Source organism: Winogradskyella sp. (genome assembly GCF_028282165.1).
Lineage (GTDB): Bacteria > Bacteroidota > Bacteroidia > Flavobacteriales > Flavobacteriaceae > Winogradskyella.
In genome coordinates, this window is the sequence record NZ_JANQIM010000023.1 from 1 (window position 1) to 19,342 (window position 19,342).

At 36.1% G+C, this 19,342-nt stretch carries 21 protein-coding genes and 2 tRNA genes; 11 read left to right on the top strand and 12 right to left on the bottom strand.

Annotated elements, in window-relative coordinates; genetic code table 11:
* From Q0972_RS09030 to tgt, 9 genes are all read right to left on the bottom strand, one after another.
* Positions 1 to 1,162: asparagine synthetase B (locus Q0972_RS09030; RefSeq protein WP_299365034.1), on the bottom strand; the 1,162-nt coding region annotated here is incomplete at its 3' end.
* A gap of 67 nt (positions 1,163 to 1,229) precedes the next feature.
* Complete coding sequence (locus Q0972_RS09035; RefSeq protein ID WP_299365036.1) at positions 1,230 to 1,955, bottom strand: sulfotransferase family protein; 726 nt, start codon at positions 1,953 to 1,955, stop codon at positions 1,230 to 1,232.
* The gene (locus tag Q0972_RS09040) at positions 1,948 to 2,865 is read right to left on the bottom strand and encodes an aminotransferase class IV (RefSeq protein WP_299365038.1); all 918 of its coding nucleotides are present in this window, start codon (positions 2,863 to 2,865) and stop codon (positions 1,948 to 1,950) included. Before Q0972_RS09040 ends, Q0972_RS09035 begins: the two co-directional genes overlap by 8 nt.
* Before the next feature lie 246 nt (positions 2,866 to 3,111).
* On the bottom strand, positions 3,112 to 4,152 hold the full coding sequence (locus Q0972_RS09045) for an AI-2E family transporter (protein ID WP_299365040.1): 1,041 nt from the start codon (positions 4,150 to 4,152) through the stop codon (positions 3,112 to 3,114).
* Positions 4,153 to 4,224: 72 nt separating this feature from the next.
* Entirely contained in the window at positions 4,225 to 5,757 is a 1,533-nt protein-coding gene (gene dnaB / locus Q0972_RS09050; protein ID WP_299365043.1) for a replicative DNA helicase, read from the bottom strand.
* A gap of 168 nt (positions 5,758 to 5,925) precedes the next feature.
* Positions 5,926 to 6,879, bottom strand: coding sequence for an acetyl-CoA carboxylase carboxyltransferase subunit alpha (locus tag Q0972_RS09055; protein ID WP_299365045.1), 954 nt, complete (start codon positions 6,877 to 6,879; stop codon positions 5,926 to 5,928).
* 141 nt (positions 6,880 to 7,020) lie between these two features.
* A complete protein-coding gene (locus Q0972_RS09060) occupies positions 7,021 to 7,929 on the bottom strand; it encodes a DMT family transporter (protein WP_299365047.1) in 909 nt (302 codons plus the stop codon).
* A complete protein-coding gene (locus Q0972_RS09065) occupies positions 7,916 to 8,995 on the bottom strand; it encodes an LptF/LptG family permease (RefSeq protein ID WP_299365049.1) in 1,080 nt (359 codons plus the stop codon). Before Q0972_RS09065 ends, Q0972_RS09060 begins: the two co-directional genes overlap by 14 nt.
* Before the next feature lie 3 nt (positions 8,996 to 8,998).
* Positions 8,999 to 10,129, bottom strand: a complete 1,131-nt coding sequence (gene tgt, locus Q0972_RS09070) for a tRNA guanosine(34) transglycosylase Tgt (protein WP_299365050.1) — start codon at positions 10,127 to 10,129, stop codon at positions 8,999 to 9,001.
* Positions 10,130 to 10,294: 165 nt separating this feature from the next.
* On the opposite strand from tgt, the gene Q0972_RS09075 reads away from it, so the two are divergent.
* The 3 genes from Q0972_RS09075 to Q0972_RS09085 all read left to right on the top strand — a co-directional run bounded on the left by Q0972_RS09075 (position 10,295) and on the right by Q0972_RS09085 (position 12,921).
* Positions 10,295 to 11,140, top strand: a complete 846-nt coding sequence (locus tag Q0972_RS09075) for a transketolase (protein WP_299365052.1) — start codon at positions 10,295 to 10,297, stop codon at positions 11,138 to 11,140.
* Positions 11,141 to 11,313: 173 nt separating this feature from the next.
* Entirely contained in the window at positions 11,314 to 12,267 is a 954-nt protein-coding gene (locus tag Q0972_RS09080; protein ID WP_299365064.1) for a transketolase C-terminal domain-containing protein, read from the top strand.
* Positions 12,268 to 12,321: 54 nt separating this feature from the next.
* Entirely contained in the window at positions 12,322 to 12,921 is a 600-nt protein-coding gene (locus Q0972_RS09085; RefSeq protein WP_299365066.1) for an outer membrane beta-barrel protein, read from the top strand.
* Between the two features lie 76 nt (positions 12,922 to 12,997).
* On the opposite strand, the gene Q0972_RS09090 is transcribed toward Q0972_RS09085, so the two are convergent.
* Positions 12,998 to 13,975: a hypothetical protein gene (locus Q0972_RS09090; RefSeq protein WP_299365068.1), complete on the bottom strand. Its 978-nt coding sequence runs from the start codon at positions 13,973 to 13,975 to the stop codon at positions 12,998 to 13,000.
* A 134-nt stretch (positions 13,976 to 14,109) separates the two neighbouring features.
* Between Q0972_RS09090 and Q0972_RS09095 the strand changes: the two genes are divergently transcribed.
* Genes Q0972_RS09095 through Q0972_RS09105 form a run of 3 tightly spaced genes read left to right on the top strand, consistent with a single transcriptional unit; the run spans position 14,110 to position 15,591 of the window.
* On the top strand, positions 14,110 to 14,478 hold the full coding sequence (locus tag Q0972_RS09095) for a S4 domain-containing protein (protein WP_299365070.1): 369 nt from the start codon (positions 14,110 to 14,112) through the stop codon (positions 14,476 to 14,478).
* Positions 14,465 to 15,085, top strand: coding sequence for a methyltransferase domain-containing protein (locus tag Q0972_RS09100; protein ID WP_299365072.1), 621 nt, complete (start codon positions 14,465 to 14,467; stop codon positions 15,083 to 15,085). The genes Q0972_RS09095 and Q0972_RS09100 overlap by 14 nt, the downstream gene beginning before the upstream one ends.
* Positions 15,086 to 15,087: 2 nt before the next feature.
* Positions 15,088 to 15,591 (top strand): phosphoribosyltransferase family protein, encoded by a 504-nt coding sequence (locus Q0972_RS09105; RefSeq protein ID WP_299365074.1) that lies wholly within the window; start codon positions 15,088 to 15,090, stop codon positions 15,589 to 15,591.
* Here Q0972_RS09105 and Q0972_RS09110 read toward each other — a convergent pair.
* Entirely contained in the window at positions 15,583 to 16,104 is a 522-nt protein-coding gene (locus tag Q0972_RS09110; protein WP_299365076.1) for a shikimate kinase, read from the bottom strand. The genes Q0972_RS09105 and Q0972_RS09110 overlap by 9 nt on opposite strands.
* Positions 16,105 to 16,234: 130 nt before the next feature.
* Here Q0972_RS09110 and Q0972_RS09115 point away from each other — a divergent pair.
* Positions 16,235 to 16,307 (top strand) — tRNA-Lys (locus Q0972_RS09115).
* Between the two features lie 245 nt (positions 16,308 to 16,552).
* On the opposite strand, the gene Q0972_RS09120 is transcribed toward Q0972_RS09115, so the two are convergent.
* Complete coding sequence (locus Q0972_RS09120) at positions 16,553 to 16,828, bottom strand: hypothetical protein (RefSeq protein WP_299365078.1); 276 nt, start codon at positions 16,826 to 16,828, stop codon at positions 16,553 to 16,555.
* Between the two features lie 113 nt (positions 16,829 to 16,941).
* Here Q0972_RS09120 and Q0972_RS09125 point away from each other — a divergent pair, with 113 nt between their 5' ends.
* From Q0972_RS09125 to Q0972_RS09140, 4 genes are all read left to right on the top strand, one after another.
* Positions 16,942 to 17,295, top strand: coding sequence for a hypothetical protein (locus Q0972_RS09125; RefSeq protein WP_299365080.1), 354 nt, complete (start codon positions 16,942 to 16,944; stop codon positions 17,293 to 17,295).
* Positions 17,296 to 17,660: 365 nt separating this feature from the next.
* Positions 17,661 to 18,848, top strand: coding sequence for a hypothetical protein (locus Q0972_RS09130; RefSeq protein WP_299365082.1), 1,188 nt, complete (start codon positions 17,661 to 17,663; stop codon positions 18,846 to 18,848).
* Between the two features lie 191 nt (positions 18,849 to 19,039).
* Positions 19,040 to 19,124 (top strand) — tRNA-Leu (locus Q0972_RS09135).
* Between the two features lie 14 nt (positions 19,125 to 19,138).
* On the top strand, positions 19,139 to 19,342 hold a 204-nt coding region (locus tag Q0972_RS09140; RefSeq protein ID WP_299365084.1), incomplete at its 3' end, for a GIY-YIG nuclease family protein.

The window sequence follows — 19,342 nt, forward strand, 5'->3', positions numbered from 1 at the left end:
CTCCAACCCTGTGCGTATAGTCTTCAGGATCATGGCCACCATAATAGGTGAAAAAACCTTTACCCTTAATACCATGAATATACTTGGCTTCGCCATTGCTTCTATTCTCACCCATAACCAGAACATTAGACTTTATCTGGTCTCGAGTAAACGATGTTGTCTGCCCCATGAAACCTTTAACCAAAGAAGTATGGTTTTGAGTTAACATGGTTGGTATTGGATCCCATTTTGCTGAATATTCCATAAGCGAAAAATAATCTGTTTTAAATGGAATTTGGCGTTTCTGTGTCATATCTATGGAAGAAAACTCATAGATATTCGGATTTCTCTCTAATATATAATTCTTAAAGGCAAATGTTTTGGAATAATCAATTTTGTTCTGATACCCCGGATCGCTACCATCACCATCAAACATGGGTTCGCAAATATCAACACCTTCTGCAGAAAGGGCAATGTCAAAACTATCTGTTGCCGAGCACATGGCAAACATAAAGCCTCCACCTACAACATAATCCCTAATTTTCAGAGCCACATCTAATTTAGCATCAGAAACTTTGCTGTAGCCCAATCTTTTTGCTAATTCTTCTGCCGCTCTTTTTTCTTCTATATACCAAGCTGCAGAACGATAGCTTCTGTAAAACTTACCATACTGACCTGTAAAATCTTCATGATGTAAATGTAACCAGTCGTATAAGAGCAATTCGTCTTTTAACACTTCTTCATCATATACCGTTTCGTAAGGAATTTCGGCATAGGTTAGCACCATGGTCACCGCATCGTCCCAAGGTTGTTTTCCATAAGGTGTATATACCGCTATCTTAGGGGCTTTTTCTAAAACAACAGCTTCTTGATTGACGGCAGGACTGCTGATATCTTCGAGAATTTGGGCAGCCTTAGCATCTGAAATAACTTCAAAAGATACGCCTCTTATCTGACATTCACGCTGGATGATCTCTGCATCTGGTAACAAAAATGAGCCACCTCTGTAATTAAGCAGCCATTTTACTTTTAACTCACGCTCTAAAGTCCAGTATGTTACTCCATATGCCTTTAAATGATTTTCTTGAGATTCGGCATCCATTGGAATGAGAATGTAAGAAGCATATGCATTCACACTCAAGAATGCAACAAATATGATAAGGGCAATTCTCTTCAAGTTCATATAGATTTATTACGAAATATACTCAATTTTTAGCCTGGTTAGACATAAATTATAATTCTTTTAAGAGCTATAAGGCATACTTTAGCAATTTATCGTAATGTGGTTGGCACTTTTTTAGAAGCTCATCAAGGTGCTCAGGAAAAGGATTTTCTTTTGGTTTATACTTTAAAAACCCACTAGACTTGTGTACACTAGCATACCAATACTTAGCCCAGATGCCGTCTTCCTCACGTTGTTGCGGTGTCCAAGATAGCATCTTCCCATCGAATGGTATTTCTATGAAATTACACAACTTAGTTAGGTTATGTTTTGGATCATCCAATACTTTTTTTGCATCTAAAACTGTAAAGGGTATATTATGTTTTTTAAAGTGATCGATTAATTCGATATGTAGGGCATAACCAACATCGCTTGGTGTTGGGTTATGGATGACTTTATCAAAAGAAGGTAACATATCCTCTGGATCTCTCGTAAGAATAATATTTACGGTTTCTTTCATAAAATCGCGATTCAAACCCAATAAATGATGCGTCATGTGTTTGAAGAAAAGCACAGGTTTGCTATCATTAGATAACATCATCTCCACCACTTTACAACCATCATTCTCCATAGCCTTTAAAATATCATTTGCACCAGGATGATAGCTATGTGCTTCGGGATGGTGTTTTAAATAGTAGGCGTAAAGGGGTTCGTCAAAAACCTTGGTATCTTCGCGTTGGGCAAAAGAATACATTAACGCCGTAGAAATATTCCGTGGGCCAGACCACAAGCAAATTCGCTTTATATTAGCCATAATTTACTGTTTCTTCAATTAATGATTCGTAAAGTTGGCTTAGTTTTTTGGTCATGTTACCATAACTTCCATTTCCTATTGTGCGCCCATCAATTTTTGTTACTGGTGTTAACCCACCAAAAGTTCCTGTCACAAATGCTTCGTCTGCACCGTAGACATCAAACAATGAAAAATCTTTTTCAATACATACAATAGTATTAGCCTTACAGACCTCAATGACTTTCGCTCTCGTAATACCATTCATACAATATTTACTGGTTGATGTCCACACCTCATTGTTCTTCACCATAAAAAAATTCGTGGCATTGCAGGTGGCTACAAAACCATTTACATCTAACATTAAAGCTTCATCTGCCCCTGCTTCTATAGCCTGAATTAAGGCTTGCACTTCGTGGAGTTTACTGTGGCAATTTAGTCTTGGATCTAAATAATCTGGCGATCCTCTTCTTATGGTACTGGTAAACAAGGTAATCCCTCTCTCCTTAGATGCTTTTGAAGCCGTTTTATATTCTGGAATAATGACTACATTCGGTCCTGAAATAGTAAGTCTGGGATCTTGGGATGGCGTTTTTTTTATGCCTCTGGTGACCATAATCCGTACATGTACGCCATCTTGCATCTTATTGGCATTTAAGGTATCCCAAACTTTGGTTGTAAGCTCTTCTTTAGAAAATGGCAAGGCCATTCCCACGGTTTTAGCAGATTGCCATAAACGATTGAGATGGTCCTCTAAAAAGACCAGAACGCCATCGTGTAATCGCAATGCTTCCCAAACACCATCACCAACCAAATAACCACTATCAAAAACAGAAATTTTCGCCTCACTTCGAGTAAAAAGTTCACCATTTATTGAAATTAGAATATTATTATTCCTTGGATCTTCTAAAGCATTGTGCGTACCGTGGACCATACGAAAGGTTTTAAGCAGTAAGATACTTAAATAATGTGAACAAAGGTGTAAGAAGTTTTAGTCAGTTGGAGTGACCTGACGGAAACGTCAGGATGCATCGAAAACCTGTCTGCCGAACAGGCAGGCAAGAAAATTTCTGTTAAAAATGTACTTCTCGATACATCACGCTTTTAGCGCGACACTCGAAGTGACAAACTATACTGAAAAAATCAACTACGCAAAAAAGTAATTAAAATAAAATATGTTTTAGAGTTTATCTATTTGGGTCTCGCTACCCGATAATAAACTGGCAATGACTTTGGTACTGGGAAACTGTTCTAAAATGATTTTTATAAACACCGTAATTGGAATGGCCATAATTAACCCTGGAATTCCCCATAAGAAGCCCCAAAACATTAACATCACTAAAACGGCTATGATATTTATTGAAAACGATTTTCCCATAAATATTGGCTCTAAAATAGCCCCAAAAACAACTTGTACCAAAGTAATGGAAAGTATAAAAAACAAGAGTGTACTTGTTGGTTCGAGTTCTACAAAAGCGAAAATGGAAAGTAATATGACCGAAACAAAAGAGCCTACCATTTGCACAAAATTAATTGCAAATGCGAATAAGCCCCAAAATATTGGAAAGCTTACATCAAAAAACACGCACATGAGTCCTGTAAATATACCTGTTAGGGCACTTACTAAAAACTTTACTTTTATAAATTTTATCAGGTCTTTTTCTATTTTCATAAAGGCCTTAATAGAGGTATGTTTTTGCTTTAATAGGGTATTATTTAATAGCTTGTGTACATTGATGGATTCAGCCAGCCACAATACCACAAAAAATGCAGTCATCAGTAACATGGTTATGAACTTTCGAAGAACATCTATAGTGGTTCCTAAATTTTCCTTTTCAAAAAATTGAGTAAGAAAATTTTTATCTTGCTCAATTTCAATACCAAAACTATCTGATAAATAAAGCCGTAAATCCGCCAGTTTTGCTTCGGCCTTTGGAAAAAAGTCTGATTTTGTTGCCAATATTTCTTTACTCGATAACTGAATTAATTCTATACCCAGTTTAAGACCACCAGCTACAAGCAATAAGACTATGATTATACTTATATATTTTGGCACATTTCTACGCCCTAAAAATCGCATTAAGGGTAGGAACAATAGAGCAATAAACATCGAAAATATCAATGGTATAAATATGAAAGACAAAATCTTTAGTAAATAAAACACTAAAGGAATAACAATGATCAGCAACAAGATATTGGTTGTGCGTCTTTGGTCTAACATGAGGCAATTTTCTTTAAAATAGCGAACTGTAAAGATACGTTAAAAAAGAAGTTAGTAAACTATAAATTGCTGTTAAAACGGCACGCCATCATCCTCTGGCGCACCAAAAGCATCTGAAGGATCTGGGAAACTATCTGGTTTAAAGGTATCATCGTTAGCCGCTGCATTCATCTTAGAATGGAATTCCCCAAAGGGTGTATCAAAATCGTCTAAATTATCGAATTTACCAAGGTGTCCGATAAACTTCAACCTTATATTATCCAATCCACCATTTCTATGCTTGGCTACAATAAACTCGGCCTGGCCTTCGGTCGGTGAACGTTCTTCATCGTCCCATTCATCAATCTTGTAATATTCTGGTCTGTAGATAAAGGATACAATATCTGCATCTTGCTCTATGGCACCAGATTCACGCAAATCGGATAATAATGGGCGTTTACTTCCGCCACGGGTTTCAACGGCACGCGACAACTGAGAGAGTGCGATAACAGGTACGTCAAGTTCTTTAGCTAAAGCTTTTAGGTTACGCGAAATGGTTGATATCTCCTGTTCTCTATTACCTCCTTTTTGGCTTCCACCAGCAGTCATCAACTGTAAATAATCTATCACAATAAGCTTAATGCCATATTGCGATGCTAAACGTCGTGCTTTTGCTCTTAAATCGAAGATGGAAAGTGACGGCGTATCATCGATAAATAGTGGTGCTTTTTCTAGGGTCTTTACCTTAACATTAAGTTGCTCCCACTCGTGTTTCTCCAATCTCCCAGTTCTCAACTTTTCTGATGATAGTCCTGTTTCACTAGATATTAAACGGGTTATCAATTGTACTGAGGACATTTCTAATGAAAAGAAGGCCACCGGAATATTACTATTCACGGCAATATTTCTTGCCATAGTGAGTGTTAGTGCTGTCTTACCCATACCAGGACGCGCCGCTACAATAACCAAATCTGAAGGTTGCCACCCTGAGGTTAATTTATCGAGTTTATCAAATCCTGAAGGGATACCACTTAAACCTTCTTTATTAGAGATTTCTTCGATCTTCTTCTTTGCTTGGATTACCAAACTTTGTGCTGTTTCCGTAGATTTCTTTACATTGCCTTGGGTAACTTCGTATAGTTTGGCTTCTGCGTTATCCAAAAGATCAAAAACATCCTTGGTTTCATCATAGGCTTCTTCTATAATTTCGTTGGAAATCTTTATTAAGCTGCGCTGAATATACTTCTGAAGAATGATACGTGCATGGAACTCAATATGGGCAGAAGAGGATACGCGTTGGGTTAAAGAAATTAGGTAAAAATCACCTCCAATTTGGTCTAACTTTTCGTCTTTCTTTAATTGACTGGAAACCGTTAATAAGTCGACTGGTTCACTGTTTTCAAATAATTTGAAAATAGCTTCAAAGATGTATTTATGCTTTTCTAGGTAAAATGCATCAGGACTTAAAATATCAATAACTTCATCAACTCCCCTTTTGTCAATCATCATAGCACCAAGCACAACTTCCTCTAAATCAATTGCTTGAGGTGGTATTTTTCCTTTCTCTAAACTAATGAGCGTGCTTTTATCTACTTTATAGCCTTGTACTGGATTGGGTTGTTTCATAAGTAACAAAAGTAACTAAATACTATCGACGAACTGCAAAATAGTGGCTTTCAATCTCAACAGGTCTTTAACAATCTAACTGTTAATAACTTAAATATATTGTTAATAGCGATAAAAAAAACCGAAGCAAAAACTTCGGTTTTTTCAGTTCGCTTATATCTAGTGGATTTAGTCTTTAAAGACTCCCATTTGAGCGTATTTTTCCATACGCTGGTTTACCAATTCTGTTGGTGATAAGTTTTTGAGTTCTTCGTAAGACTTTACAATAGCATCCTTTACAGCCAAAAATGTTTTTTCCCTATCGGTATGTGCACCTCCAAGAGGTTCTTTTACAATTTGGTCTACAAGTTTCATGCGCTTCATATCCTTAGCAGTCAACTTTAACGCTTCTGCTGCTTGCTCTTTGTACTCCCAACTTCTCCATAAGATTGAAGAACACGATTCTGGAGATATTACTGAATACCAAGTATTTTCTAACATTAAGACCTTGTCGCCGACGCCGATTCCTAGTGCTCCTCCTGAAGCACCTTCTCCAATGATTACAGTGATGATAGGAACTTTTAAGCGGGTCATCTCTAAAATGTTTCTGGCAATGGCCTCGCCTTGACCACGTTCTTCAGCTTCTAATCCAGGATAAGCACCTGGAGTATCGATTAAAGTCACTACAGGAATTCCAAACTTCTCAGCAGACTTCATCAAACGCAGAGCTTTACGATAGCCTTCTGGATTAGACATCCCAAAATTACGGTATTGTCTTGTCTTAGTATTGTAGCCTTTCTGCTGACCAATAAACATGTAGGTTTGATCTCCAATCTTTCCTAAACCACCAATCATGGCCTTATCGTCTTTTACATTTCTATCACCATGTAATTCTAAAAAGGAATCACCACAAAGGGCTTGTATATGATCTAAAGTGTAAGGTCTGTTGGGATGGCGAGACAATTGAACACGTTGCCAAGCGGTTAGATTTTTATAGATGTTCTTTTTGGTTTCTGCTAATTTTTTTTCAATTTGCTTGCATGTTTCCGTAACGTCAACATCGCTTTCCTGACCTATAATCTGACACTTTTCGAGCTGTTCTTCGAGCTCTTTTATGGGTAATTCAAACTCTAAATATTCCATACAATTTGAAATCGTTTTTTTAGTTAGTTAAGTGTACAAACCTACGTATTCTTATTTACTTTTTATAAAAAAACGTTTATAAAGTAGATTCACTTTGTTCTTAATTTAGAAAATCAAATCTTATAAAGTAAATATAAAACTTTAATCGGTAATACTTGTTCTTTTACGTTTTCGTCTCTTTTTGTTTTTTAATATGGCATCCATGACTACGGTTAAGATGATTAAACCTGCACCGATATAAAACTGTGAAGACATTTTTTCGGTATCGGGAAAAATCATTAAGGCCAAGATAATGCCGTAAATAGGCTCTAAATTATAGCTAAGAATTACTGTATATGGACTAATATAACGCATTACTTCAACGGCTCCGATAAATGCATATGCGGTACATACTGAAGCCAATATAAAAATATAGATCCAGTCCATCTTTGAAAGCGTAAAAAACTCGGTATTAAACTCGATTCCAGAAAGGAATATGAATACACTTAAAAACAAAACCCCACTAATAAATTCGTAAAATGAAATGACTGTAGCGTTATGCCTCTCAATGAATCTACCATTTACTACTGCAAATAGTGTTGAGAATAGGGCTGATAAAAGTCCTAATATAATACCATTTAAATAGTTGAGTTCACTTCTTGTAATTAAAAACACACCTCCAATGATAATGAGCCCAAATAAAATCTCATAAACGAGTATTCGCCGTTTAAAAAAAATAGGTTCTATAAAAGAGGCGAAGAATGCTCCTGATGAAAACATGGCCAAAGCAATGGACACATTAGATTGCTTAATGGATTCAAAAAAGGTGATCCAATGTAGTGCTATAATAATACCTGCCGCCGAAAATTGTAAAATTACTTTCTTTGGAACTTTAATGTTAAGCCTAATGATTTTGATATATAGAAACATAAGAATAGCCGCTATAGCCATTCTATACCATACAATTTCACTAGCACCTATTGTAATTTTTTTTCCTAAAATTGCTGTAAAGCCAGCAATAAAAACCAGAAAGTGTAAATGAATATAATCCTTTAGTCTAGCGTTTGGCATTCTGCAGAAGGTATACCGCTAAAATACCAAATAATACGTTAGGGAGCCATACGGCGACCATAGGTGAAAAATTAGCCTGCCTTGCCAAGACACCAAAAATCTTGTCGAAAAACACGTAAATCATAGCTATGATTATACCAAATGCTAAATTTATTCCCATACCACCTCTACGCTTTATGGAAGAAACGGCTACCGCAATTATTGTCAAAATATATATTGAAACTGGCAAGCTCCACTTCTTTAGCTTAACTACTTCATACATGCCAATATTTGAAGAGCCTTTCCTTTTCTCATCTTCAATAAACTCGAGAAGTTCTCCATAGGATTTTGTTTCTGCCGCATAGTCAACTGGTGTTAAATCCTCTAACTCAAAAGGAAATTTCATTTTTTTCCGTCTTTCCTTTTCAACAGTTTCAAGACCATTTTCATGAAATGTTCTTTTTAAGTACGTCGTAAGTCTATAGCTACTATCTTCTTCAACATACCTAATGTTATCAGCAAAAATTTTATATCTGAGTTCATTTCCTTCAAAATGTTCATAGGTAAAGTCCCTACCGGTTTTTTTGGTTGGCACAAAACTTCTCACATAGATATAATCATTATCATTTATTTGTTGATAAACATCTGTGGTTTTTTGAATTTTCTTGTTCTTTTTGAGGTATTTAAATTTAAACTCGTTAAAGCCTTTACTTGCCATGGGGGCAAAGTACATCCCTAACAACAAAGCAAAGCCTGCCACTATGGTTGACCCTATAAGATATGGTCTTAAAAACCTTGAGAATGATACTCCAGAACTTAAAAAGGCGACTATTTCTGTATTATTTGCAAGCTTAGATGTAAACCAAATTACCGAAAGGAATAAAAACAGGGCAAATAAAATGTTGGCGAAGTATACTGTAAAGTTTAAATAATAAACCGCAGTCTCATCAAAAGGCGCTTTGTTTTCTATTATAGCGCCAACTTTTTCTGCCAAATCTACCATTATTCCTATTGGAATAAATAGCAAGAGCATTATTAAAAAAGTAAGCAGATAACGCTTTAATATGTACCAATCTAAAATTTTCATGTTTTATAACCTGTTATCCATTTGCTTTACCATTTTTTCCTTCCAAACCTTAAAGTCGCCGTTTAATATATGTTTTCTCGCTTCTCGGACCAACCATAAATAGAACCCTAGATTATGTATTGTTGCTATTTGTTTTCCCAACATTTCATTAACGGTAAATAAATGCTTCAAATAAGCTTTGGAATAATCCGTATCTACAAAAGTAATGCCCATCTCATCTATTGGCGAAAAATCATGAGCCCATTTCTTGTTCTTGATGTTAATCGTTCCATAAGCCGTAAACAACATACCATTTCTTGCATTACGTGTTGGCATTACACAATCAAACATATCTACACCTAACGCAATATTTTCCAATATATTGATTGGCGTACCAACGCCCATAAGGTATCGTGGTTTATCTTCGGGCAAGATATCACATACCACTTCTGTCATGGCATACATTTCTTCGGCGGGTTCTCCTACCGACAACCCTCCAATGGCATTCCCTTCAGCTCCTGCATTTGCTATATATTCGGCCGATTGAACCCTTAAATCCTTATAGGTACTTCCCTGTACTATTGGAAAAAACGTTTGTTCATAATCATATTTAAAAGGGGTCTTTTTTAAATGTTCTAAACAACGCTCTAACCAACGATGCGTCATATGCATAGATCGCTTGGCATAATTATAATCACATGGATAAGGTGTACACTCATCAAAAGCCATAATGATATCGGCGCCTATACTACGCTGCACTTCCATTACATTTTCTGGGGTGAACACATGGTAACTGCCATCTATATGAGATCTAAACTTTACGCCTTCTTCCTTAATTTTTCTGTTGGCAGACAAAGAATATACCTGATAGCCCCCTGAATCTGTTAAAATATTGCGATCCCAATTCATAAACTTATGCAATCCACCTGCTTGCTCTAATATTGGTGTTTGAGGTCTTAAGAACAAATGGTATGTATTACCAAGAATGATATCTGGATTAATGTCGTTCTTTAGCTCACGTTGATGAACACCCTTTACTGAAGCAACAGTTCCAACAGGCATAAAAATTGGAGTCTCAATGACTCCATGATCTGTAGTTATAGCTCCAGCTCTAGCTTTGGTTTCTTTATCTTTTGCTAAATGTTTAAATCTCATAAAAGTAAGTCTGGTGGCAAATATAAATAACTCTAAAACATTCGTATCTTAATTAAATTTAAAATTGTTAGCAAATCCCAAGAATCGTTGATAAATGAATACTATACACTTTTGCAAGAGGAACTTAAAAAGCTATTTTTGTGCCATTATTTTAAGTAAATCAACATGCCAAACATTCAACAATTAGAAGATTTAACAATTCAAGTTCGCAGGGATATCCTAAGAATGGTACACAAAGTAAATTCAGGCCATCCTGGTGGTTCTCTAGGTTGTTCAGAATTCTTCGTTTCACTTTTCAACGAGATAATGGAAACCAAAGATGGCTTTGACATGGATGGTGTTGGTGAGGATATATTTTTCCTATCTAATGGTCATATTTCGCCGGTATATTATAGTGTTTTAGCGCGTTCTGGCTATTTTCCAATAGATGAACTAAATACATTTAGATTGATAGATTCTCGTTTACAAGGTCACCCCACTACACACGAAGGTTTACCTGGTGTTCGTATTGCTTCTGGTTCTCTCGGTCAGGGTATGTCAGTAGCTATTGGTGCGGCTCAAACAAAAAAATTGAATAACGACAAGCACCTGGTTTATAGTTTGCATGGTGATGGTGAATTACAGGAAGGCCAGAACTGGGAAGCCATAATGTATGCTGCAGGCAATAAAGTAGATAATCTTATAGCCACTGTAGATTTAAATGGTCAACAAATTGATGGCTCTACGGACAGCGTACTGCCAATGGGTAATTTAAGATCAAAGTTTGAAGCTTTTGGCTGGACCGTTGTTGAAATCGAAGAGGGCAATAATATTGAAGCCATCCTAAAAGGTATGGCCGAAGCCAAAGCACTAACTGGAAATGGTAAACCTGTCTGTGTACTTCTAAAAACGGTGATGGGGAATGGCGTAGATTTTATGATGCATACACATGCTTGGCACGGTAAGGCTCCTAATGATGAGCAGCTAGCTATTGGATTGGCACAAAACGCTGAGACCCTAGGTGATTATTAAAAAGTCCCTTCTAATTTCCTATTGGCTTGCCGCCACAGCTGCTCGGCCATCGTAGCTTTAGCTACTAAGACGAAGTCGGCTAGCGGAAGCGTAAGGAAGATACTAAATATGACAATAAAACTATAATTAAAAAACTCTAAAAAGCTCTTCCTTTGGAAGGGTTGGGAAGGCCTATGAAAACATATACAAATACAGGAAATAAAGATACACGCTCAGGTTTTGGGGCTGGCTTAACGGAATTAGGAAAGACCAATGAAAATGTGGTTGCCCTTTGTGCCGACCTAACTGGCTCTCTTAAAATGGACGAATTTGAAGCCAATTACCCAGATCGTTTTTTTCAGGTGGGTATTGCTGAAGCCAATATGATTGGTATCGCTGCTGGAATGACGATTGGAGGTAAGATTCCATTTACCGGTACCTTTGCAAATTTCTCAACTGGAAGGGTCTATGATCAAATTCGTCAAAGTGTGGCCTATTCCCATAAAAATGTAAAAATTTGTGCTTCTCATGCTGGTGTAACTCTTGGTGAAGACGGGGCTACACATCAAATTCTTGAAGATATAGGATTGATGAAAATGTTGCCAGGTATGACTGTGATAAACACTTGTGATTTTAATCAAACCAAAGCAGCAACGTTGGCCATAGCTAAGCATCATGGGCCGGTTTATTTAAGATTTGGGCGTCCAAAGGTTCCCAATTTTACACTAGAAGATCAAACTTTTGAAATTGGCAAAGCAGTTCATCTGCAAGAAGGAAATGATGTTACTATTGTAGCTACTGGTCATTTGGTATGGGAAGCTTTAGAAGCTGCTAAAGCGTTGCACGAAGAAGGTATTAGTGCAGAAGTTATTAACATACACACCATAAAACCTCTAGACGATAAGGCTATTTTAGATTCCGTTTCGAAAACTGGCTGTATCGTTACAGCAGAGGAACATAACTTTTTAGGTGGTCTAGGCGAGAGTGTTGCAAGAGTCTTGGCGCTTCATAAACCAACACCACAAGAGTTTGTTGCTACCAACGACACCTTCGGTGAATCTGGCACTCCAGTTCAGCTTATGGCAAAGTATGGTCTTAATAGTTCTGCTATACAGAAAGCCGCAAAAACTGTACTGAAAAGAAAATAACTTCATTTTGGCAACGTTTTTGATATTAGATATCTAATCTTAAAAACGAACATTATGAAAAATTTGAAAAAAGCAGCATTCCTAGCTGTAGCTTTTGCTTTTATTGGACTAACCGCAAATGCCCAAAAAGGTAATTCCTTTGGTATCAAAGGTGGGTTAAATTACAGCGCCAACGGCGATTATTTTGAATCCATTGGTGATAATGCCAGAAATCCAGATCGTAATATTGGTTACCATATAGGTGTCTTCGGTAAAATCGGTGACCAGTTGTACTTTAGACCAGAATTGGTTTATACAGCCACAAGAAGCGAATACAATAGTGATGATTTTAACATTAAGAAAATTGATGCTCCGCTTTTAATAGGTTTAAAGGTTTTAGGGCCTGTAAGTGTTTTTGGCGGCCCTTCCTTACAATATATACTCGACACTGAATTTGATGGTATAAACATTGATAATGTTGAAGACGAATTCTCAGTTGGATTAAATTTTGGAATTGGGCTAAACCTTAATAAAATTGGAATAGACCTAAGATACGAAAGAGGTTTTAGTGACAATGAAGCCACATTTATAAACAACAACATAGGTGCTGGTGTTGCAAGTAGAATTGATACCAGACCAGATCAATTAATTTTGAGTTTATCTATCGCTTTATAAATATAAACCCAATGGTTTATCATAAAAAAACCGCTTAACAGCGGTTTTTTTGATATCTTACTTATCTTATTGTATTCTACGAGTCGCTTTCGTCTTCTTCATTAGACTCGGTTGAATCTTCATCTAGATAATTCGGTATACCGTCGTTATCGTCATCATCATTAGTAGGATCGCCATCACCATCTAAATCCTCGTTAATCGTTGGTACTCCATCGCCATCATCATCTGAATCAATAAAATTAGGAATATCATCTTCATCAGTGTCATCGTCAAAAACATCAAAATCATTTCCCTCTGGGTCATTAGCATCTAAGTTTTCTAAATAAGAAGGAACACCATCACTATCATGATCCCTTTCTTGGTATCTCACCAATTCAAATTTAAAATATAGATTAGCATAGCTACTTCCGGTTTGTGTACCAGAAAAATAAGCCAGTCCGGATGGTACAAACATTACGCCAAGCCCAAAATTATCATAATTGGTGATACCATCACTGCCATTAGTAAAGCTCTCTGCAGTATTAAAAGATGGTATAATATATTGCCAAGCCCTTATAGAACCAGGATTAAAACCATCTGTCTGTAGGTTTAAAAATGTAGGTGTAGCTACCGAATCAAACACATCACCTTCTACAACATTTGTTCCTTCATATACAATGCTGACGAGGTCTGTAAAATTAGGAGCTTCTCCTCCACCTTGATTAAGCCTCAAAACATAATATTTGTAATCGACATCCAAAAATTCTACCTCTACGGTTTCGAGAGCATCAGCTTCTATTAATAAAGTATGGCCATCTGGCACGCTCTCGCCTTCCATTAGCTCAGTAATTTCAATATCTCGTGATCTATGGTTTTCACCACTTTCAAAAAAACTAGAGTTATAATAATGGGTCGATAAAAAATCCACCAATGTAGAATCATCAGACACTTGCTGCTCTGTTCTATCCCTTTCTACTATTTGAGGTACAGTAACATCATCATCTTCACCACAGGAAATAAATACTACTACAAATACTATTGAAAAGAGAATTAAGATAAAGGATTTTAATTTCATGATTTAGTTTTTATTTGTGCGTCATTAACCACAAATCACACACAACGTTCATTATTGCTTCAATTTATGGCGCAAGATACATTAAATTAATATTTTTATACCAAAAGGTTAACGTAGATTTTAGTCAAAACCATATGCGAATAGACAAATATCTTTGGTGTGTACGCTATTACAAAACCCGTAATATGGCTACGCAGGCTTGTAAAAAAGGACAAGTAAAACTTAACAATGGCATTGCAAAACCCTCGCGAGAAGTTTATCCAACGGACAAAATTGAACTCAGAAAAGACCAGATTAGTTACCAATTAACGGTTAACGATTTACCTCCTAATCGTGTGGGTGCAAAACTCGTGGATATATACAGAACCGATACAACGGCCAAAGAAGCCTTTGCTGCTAAGGAACTCTTAAAATACAGTAAAGATTATTACAGAAAGAAAGGAACGGGAAGACCTACAAAAAAAGATAGACGCGATATTGATAGCTTTTATGAAGAAGAATGACCTAAACAAAACCTATTGGGAACAACGGTACCAAGCCAATGAAATAGGTTGGGATATTGGATATCCCTCTACACCACTCAAAACGTATATTGACCAGCTTAAAGATACTTCGCTAAAAATTCTTATACCAGGCGCTGGCAACAGCTATGAAGCAGAATACCTTTGGAACGCTGGTTTTAAAAACACTTATGTCCTCGATATTGCCAAACCGCCATTAGACCATTTTAAAAAGCGCGTACCTTCGTTTCCTGCGAGTCAACTGTTACATCATGACTTTTTTGAGCTTGAAGGACAATTCGATCTTATATTAGAACAAACTTTTTTCTGCGCCTTGAATCCAAGCTTGCGCGAACAGTATGCGCAGAAAATGTGTCATCTTTTAAAGCCAAATGCTAAATTGGCCGGTTTGTTTTTCGATTTCCCCTTAACAGCATCAGGACCACCATTCGGTGGCAGCATGGACGAATACAGTATACTTTTTAATAGATATTTTAAAATTAAAACTCTAGAACGTGCCATAAATTCTATAAAAGAACGACAAGGTAATGAACTGTTTTTTATCTTTGACAAATCGGAGATACATTCCAATTTTAATAAGCTAAGCTGAGCATGGCACTTACAAAAAACACCATTTTAAGTCATAAGGAAATTGAACATAAAATAAGACGCATCGCTTATCAGATTTATGAGAGCAATGTTAACGAAACCCATATTGTTATTGCTGGCATTGACGAAAATGGATATATCCTAGCCAAAAAGATTAAAAATCAATTAGACAAAATCTCTGATATCGAATCTATATTATGCAGGGTAAAAATTGATAAAAATGAGCCCACAAAACCCATTACTACATCAATAGATAAAGAAGATTATACCAATAAATCCTTGGTACTGATTGACGATGTTTTAAATTCTGGCAGTACACTTATTTATGGTATTAAGCACTTTTTAGATGTGCCTTTAAAGCAATTTAAAACGGCTGTACTCGTTAATCGAAACCATAAGAAATATCCTGTAAAAGCCGATTTTAAAGGAATTTCCCTGTCCACATCACTTTTTGAACATGTGCACGTTAACTTGTCTAAACAGCCTTACGAGGCCTATTTAGATTAGGCACATCAATAGTTCCTCTAAAATATCTTGTTGCGTTTTATCATCTGCAACAATACTATGTTGTGCCTGGCTGTAAAACTGTGTGCGCTCAAAAAGGTGTTTTCCTATATATTCGAGAAGCTCGTCTTCGGTCTGTAAATGACTAATTAAAGGTCTGCTTTCGCGTTCACTAAATAAACGCTTGGTTAGAGATGGAATTGAAAGCTTTAAATAAAACAACCTTACATGCTCATTATCTAATAAGAGCTGAAGGTTATGTCCGTAGCAAGGTGTACCCCCTCCTAATGCCAGGACAATATCGTCATGGATATTTAAAATTTCATTTAAATATTGGGCTTCTTTCTTTCTGAAGTAAATTTCCCCTTTTTTGTCGAATAGTTCTGGAATTGTCGCATTTTCCTTTTCTGAAATAAAACCGTCCAAGTCCAGAAATTTATAGTTTAATAAGTTTGCCAATGCCTTACCAATTGTGGATTTTCCAGATCCCATATATCCCATTAAAGTGACAATCATTAGCTTAGGTTTTTGTTTAAAAATCCATAAAAGGATGAAGCACAAAAAAACAAAAATTTAAGCAAAAAAAGTATTGTTTTATTAATTAAACATTTTATATTTGCACCCGCGTTTAAGCGGATAGCTTAATGACCGGGTAGCTCAGTTGGTAGAGCATCTCCCTTTTAAGGAGAGGGTCCTGGGTTCGAGCCCCAGCCCGGTCACGTAGTGATAATGCCCTGACAGTAGTGTCAGGGTTTTTTTATGCCATAAAAATGGGGCAAGAAGCATGTGTTGAGTTTCAACAATTTTTGGGATTGCAGTAAACACTACCCTGTTTAAAATCAAAACCCCAGATAAAACTATCCAGGGTTTTGGCTTAAATAGGCCAAGTTCTAAGTAAATTTGGCCAGTTGAGCTAATAAACAAAGCGGTTCATATTAAGATAACTACATATTGAGTATTGCCGTTAAAAATCCTCTGAGGCTGTGGAATACTTATTTCTTAGCTTTTCGAGCTTTTTCTTTTTCGCAATCTCTTCCTCATAAAGCTCCATAATCATCAGTTCTATAGCTAGATTGTCTTGATAACCTTGAAACACGTTATTAATGGTTTTGATATGGGCTACTTTTCCTCTATTGGTATATATCTTGGCGGCTTCGAGTTTTTGCCGAACCTTGCTTGAATACTGGAAATTATCTCCCAAATCTCTTTTAAACTTCTGTCTAAATTCTTGACTTATCATAAATAATATGTAGTTTTTAGGTAGGTTTTATGTACCTTTCCCTTCGATAAGCAAAGTTATTAAGATATTTTCTAATATCAAAAGATTTGTAAGATTTTTTCTAATAAATTTTTATGAGCTCAGTACATAGAATTAAAGAATATCTCGATTTTAAAGGGATTACCATACAACAATACGAGTCTTCAGTGGGTTACTCTAATGGTGCTTTTGGATCACAAATAAGAAACAATGGTAAGATAGGTAGTGACAAATTAGAAAAAACCCTAAGTCTTTATACTGATCTCAGTGCCGAGTGGGTCTTGCTGGGCAAAGGTGAAATGCTCAATACCAACAAAGCTGCAAAAGAACCCAATCCTGATTACAAAACAACCAAATCTTCGCCTACAGATCAAAACGTCATCACCGAAAAATTAGATACTATTATTAAGCAAAATGAGGAGATTCTTGAGAAGTTTAAAAACGCTTAGTTAACTTTTTATTACCCTTCATAAATTATATTTCCACAACCATCTTTTATTTTGAATTAATTGATAATAGGGTTTAGAAACTCAAAACTCAAACAATTGTGTTTTGCGCTTAACAATTAATTAATTAAAACGTAACAATCTGGCATCTTAAATATGCCGCTCCAGATGCTTTTATTGCCTAACTTGCGTTCATCCCTCCTTAACGTTTTTAACCCTTAATAATCATTCTCTACAAAGTTCGATCTTGAATTCAATTTTAAGATATTGAACCTATAAATGTATTGGGAATGAGTACAAAAACTTGTTATAAGTTTTATGTGAGTAGAGAGATTTTTAAAAACAATAAAATTTGAAACTTTTAAATTATGAAAACAATTACATTAACATTAATCACATTTTTAATCAGTTTATCCAGCTTTGCACAAGCAGATGTCCAAAATTTTCGTGTCACTTCGGCGATAAATCAAACTTTTACCAGTAGTAATGGTCAGCGTTTTGATTATGAGTTTGATATATCAGGAAATTACGGCTACAATGAGATTAAGTTATGGGCTTATGCAGAGTCTATAAATCCAAATAACTTAATAGGTTTAATTAGATGGAACAGGGAGGGTGATGACAACCTTAATTTTAGTTCTTATACCACAGCACCTAAGTGGGTGAATATTGCACATGTTTGGGATGGCAGAAGCTTTTCAACAAATCCTTTAGAAACTTTCTTTTTAGTTGTAGAGTATCAAGGTACTAGTGTAACCTTATCATATACCATACCCGATTCAGATTCTGATGGAGATGGTGTATTTGACAGTCAAGATGATTGCCCTAATGAAGCTGGACCTGCATCTAATAATGGTTGCCCAGACGATTTTGATTTACGAATTAGTGACTTCAGAATCTTCCAAAAGAATTCTTTTAGTTCTGGAAACCCTAGTGTTGTTCTTGATTATCCCACTGCCAACTTCGAAATTAAACATACGGGGGATTACAGTTTTGCTCCAAAGATTAGACTAGATGGAAGTGGCTCAGGTAACCGAGAATATAATATTAAAATAGTGGCTTATAGATACACCGGAAATTATTATCCAAATGTTTCAACAAGTAGTAACTTCACAGAGCTTATCAACGGAGATGTTTTTATTGGTATTGGTGATGAAACAGAGCCTGTTTCGGATTTTGATGATGGCTTTGGACCGGTTGTTTTCACTCAGGGAAGTGGTACATCAACCACTTTAAATGGTGAACTTCAAGTCAGTGCAGGGACTACATATGCATTGTCAGTGATAGTAGAGCCACTAGATTTTTCTGATAGTAACACCTCAAACAATCAAATAAATGTACAGTTCTTATTCAATAATGTAGAAGCTAATAGTGCTCCAGGCGGTGGTGGAGGTCCTATTAAATATCCAATCATAATTATTGGTCTAGATGATTTTTCTAAGTCTACTGTAAATAATGAGGAAGAATACCAAAAAGCCCTAAAGAGTATTCCAAAAGGGTTTTACGTTATTCATGATAAAGACGGGAAACAACAATCTAAAATAATCAAACAATAGTTTATCTTAAAACTAAAATCTAATTACAAAAGCCACTTATTTGTTTAAGTGGCTTTTTTTAAATGGAATCAGTAATAAGTACAAATTAAGTTCACTTTTAATCACAATATCAATTCCCTTTTATTTTTTGTGATAATCTCATTTCTCTAATAAAAATTATCAGTATGTTTGCATCCCAATAGACTTCATATGCGCACGTGGCGGAATTGGTAGACGCGCTGGCTTGAGGGGCCAGTGACCGCTTAGGTCGTGGAAGTTCGAATCTTCTCGTGCGCACATTCTTATAACCTATGCCCTATTTTGTTTATATTATATATTCTGAAAAATTCGATACATTTTATAAAGGCCAGACTAATGATATCAACAAAAGAATCGCCAGGCATAACAAAGGGTTAGAAAAATCCACAGCAAGATACAGGCCTTGGAAGCTTTTATGGTATACGGAAAAACCAAGTCGCTCTGAAGCTCTATCGTTAGAAAAAAAACTGAAAAAC

What these genes read in the sequence shown, in the direction of transcription:
- Q0972_RS09035 (WP_299365036.1), bottom strand. Translation starts at nt 1,955, where the DNA reads ATGGCTAATATAAAGCGAATTTGCTTGTGGTCTGGCCCACGGAATATT.
- Q0972_RS09040 (WP_299365038.1), bottom strand. Translation starts at nt 2,865, where the DNA reads ATGGTCCACGGTACGCACAATGCTTTAGAAGATCCAAGGAATAATAAT.
- Q0972_RS09045 (WP_299365040.1), bottom strand. Translation starts at nt 4,152, where the DNA reads ATGTTAGACCAAAGACGCACAACCAATATCTTGTTGCTGATCATTGTT.
- dnaB (WP_299365043.1), bottom strand. Translation starts at nt 5,757, where the DNA reads ATGAAACAACCCAATCCAGTACAAGGCTATAAAGTAGATAAAAGCACG.
- Q0972_RS09055 (WP_299365045.1), bottom strand. Translation starts at nt 6,879, where the DNA reads ATGGAATATTTAGAGTTTGAATTACCCATAAAAGAGCTCGAAGAACAG.
- Q0972_RS09060 (WP_299365047.1), bottom strand. Translation starts at nt 7,929, where the DNA reads ATGCCAAACGCTAGACTAAAGGATTATATTCATTTACACTTTCTGGTT.
- Q0972_RS09065 (WP_299365049.1), bottom strand. Translation starts at nt 8,995, where the DNA reads ATGAAAATTTTAGATTGGTACATATTAAAGCGTTATCTGCTTACTTTT.
- tgt (WP_299365050.1), bottom strand. Translation starts at nt 10,129, where the DNA reads ATGAGATTTAAACATTTAGCAAAAGATAAAGAAACCAAAGCTAGAGCT.
- Q0972_RS09075 (WP_299365052.1), top strand. Translation starts at nt 10,295, where the DNA reads ATGCCAAACATTCAACAATTAGAAGATTTAACAATTCAAGTTCGCAGG.
- Q0972_RS09080 (WP_299365064.1), top strand. Translation starts at nt 11,314, where the DNA reads ATGAAAACATATACAAATACAGGAAATAAAGATACACGCTCAGGTTTT.
- Q0972_RS09085 (WP_299365066.1), top strand. Translation starts at nt 12,322, where the DNA reads ATGAAAAATTTGAAAAAAGCAGCATTCCTAGCTGTAGCTTTTGCTTTT.
- Q0972_RS09090 (WP_299365068.1), bottom strand. Translation starts at nt 13,975, where the DNA reads ATGAAATTAAAATCCTTTATCTTAATTCTCTTTTCAATAGTATTTGTA.
- Q0972_RS09095 (WP_299365070.1), top strand. Translation starts at nt 14,110, where the DNA reads ATGCGAATAGACAAATATCTTTGGTGTGTACGCTATTACAAAACCCGT.
- Q0972_RS09100 (WP_299365072.1), top strand. Translation starts at nt 14,465, where the DNA reads ATGAAGAAGAATGACCTAAACAAAACCTATTGGGAACAACGGTACCAA.
- Q0972_RS09105 (WP_299365074.1), top strand. Translation starts at nt 15,088, where the DNA reads ATGGCACTTACAAAAAACACCATTTTAAGTCATAAGGAAATTGAACAT.
- Q0972_RS09110 (WP_299365076.1), bottom strand. Translation starts at nt 16,104, where the DNA reads ATGATTGTCACTTTAATGGGATATATGGGATCTGGAAAATCCACAATT.
- Q0972_RS09120 (WP_299365078.1), bottom strand. Translation starts at nt 16,828, where the DNA reads ATGATAAGTCAAGAATTTAGACAGAAGTTTAAAAGAGATTTGGGAGAT.
- Q0972_RS09125 (WP_299365080.1), top strand. Translation starts at nt 16,942, where the DNA reads ATGAGCTCAGTACATAGAATTAAAGAATATCTCGATTTTAAAGGGATT.
- Q0972_RS09130 (WP_299365082.1), top strand. Translation starts at nt 17,661, where the DNA reads ATGAAAACAATTACATTAACATTAATCACATTTTTAATCAGTTTATCC.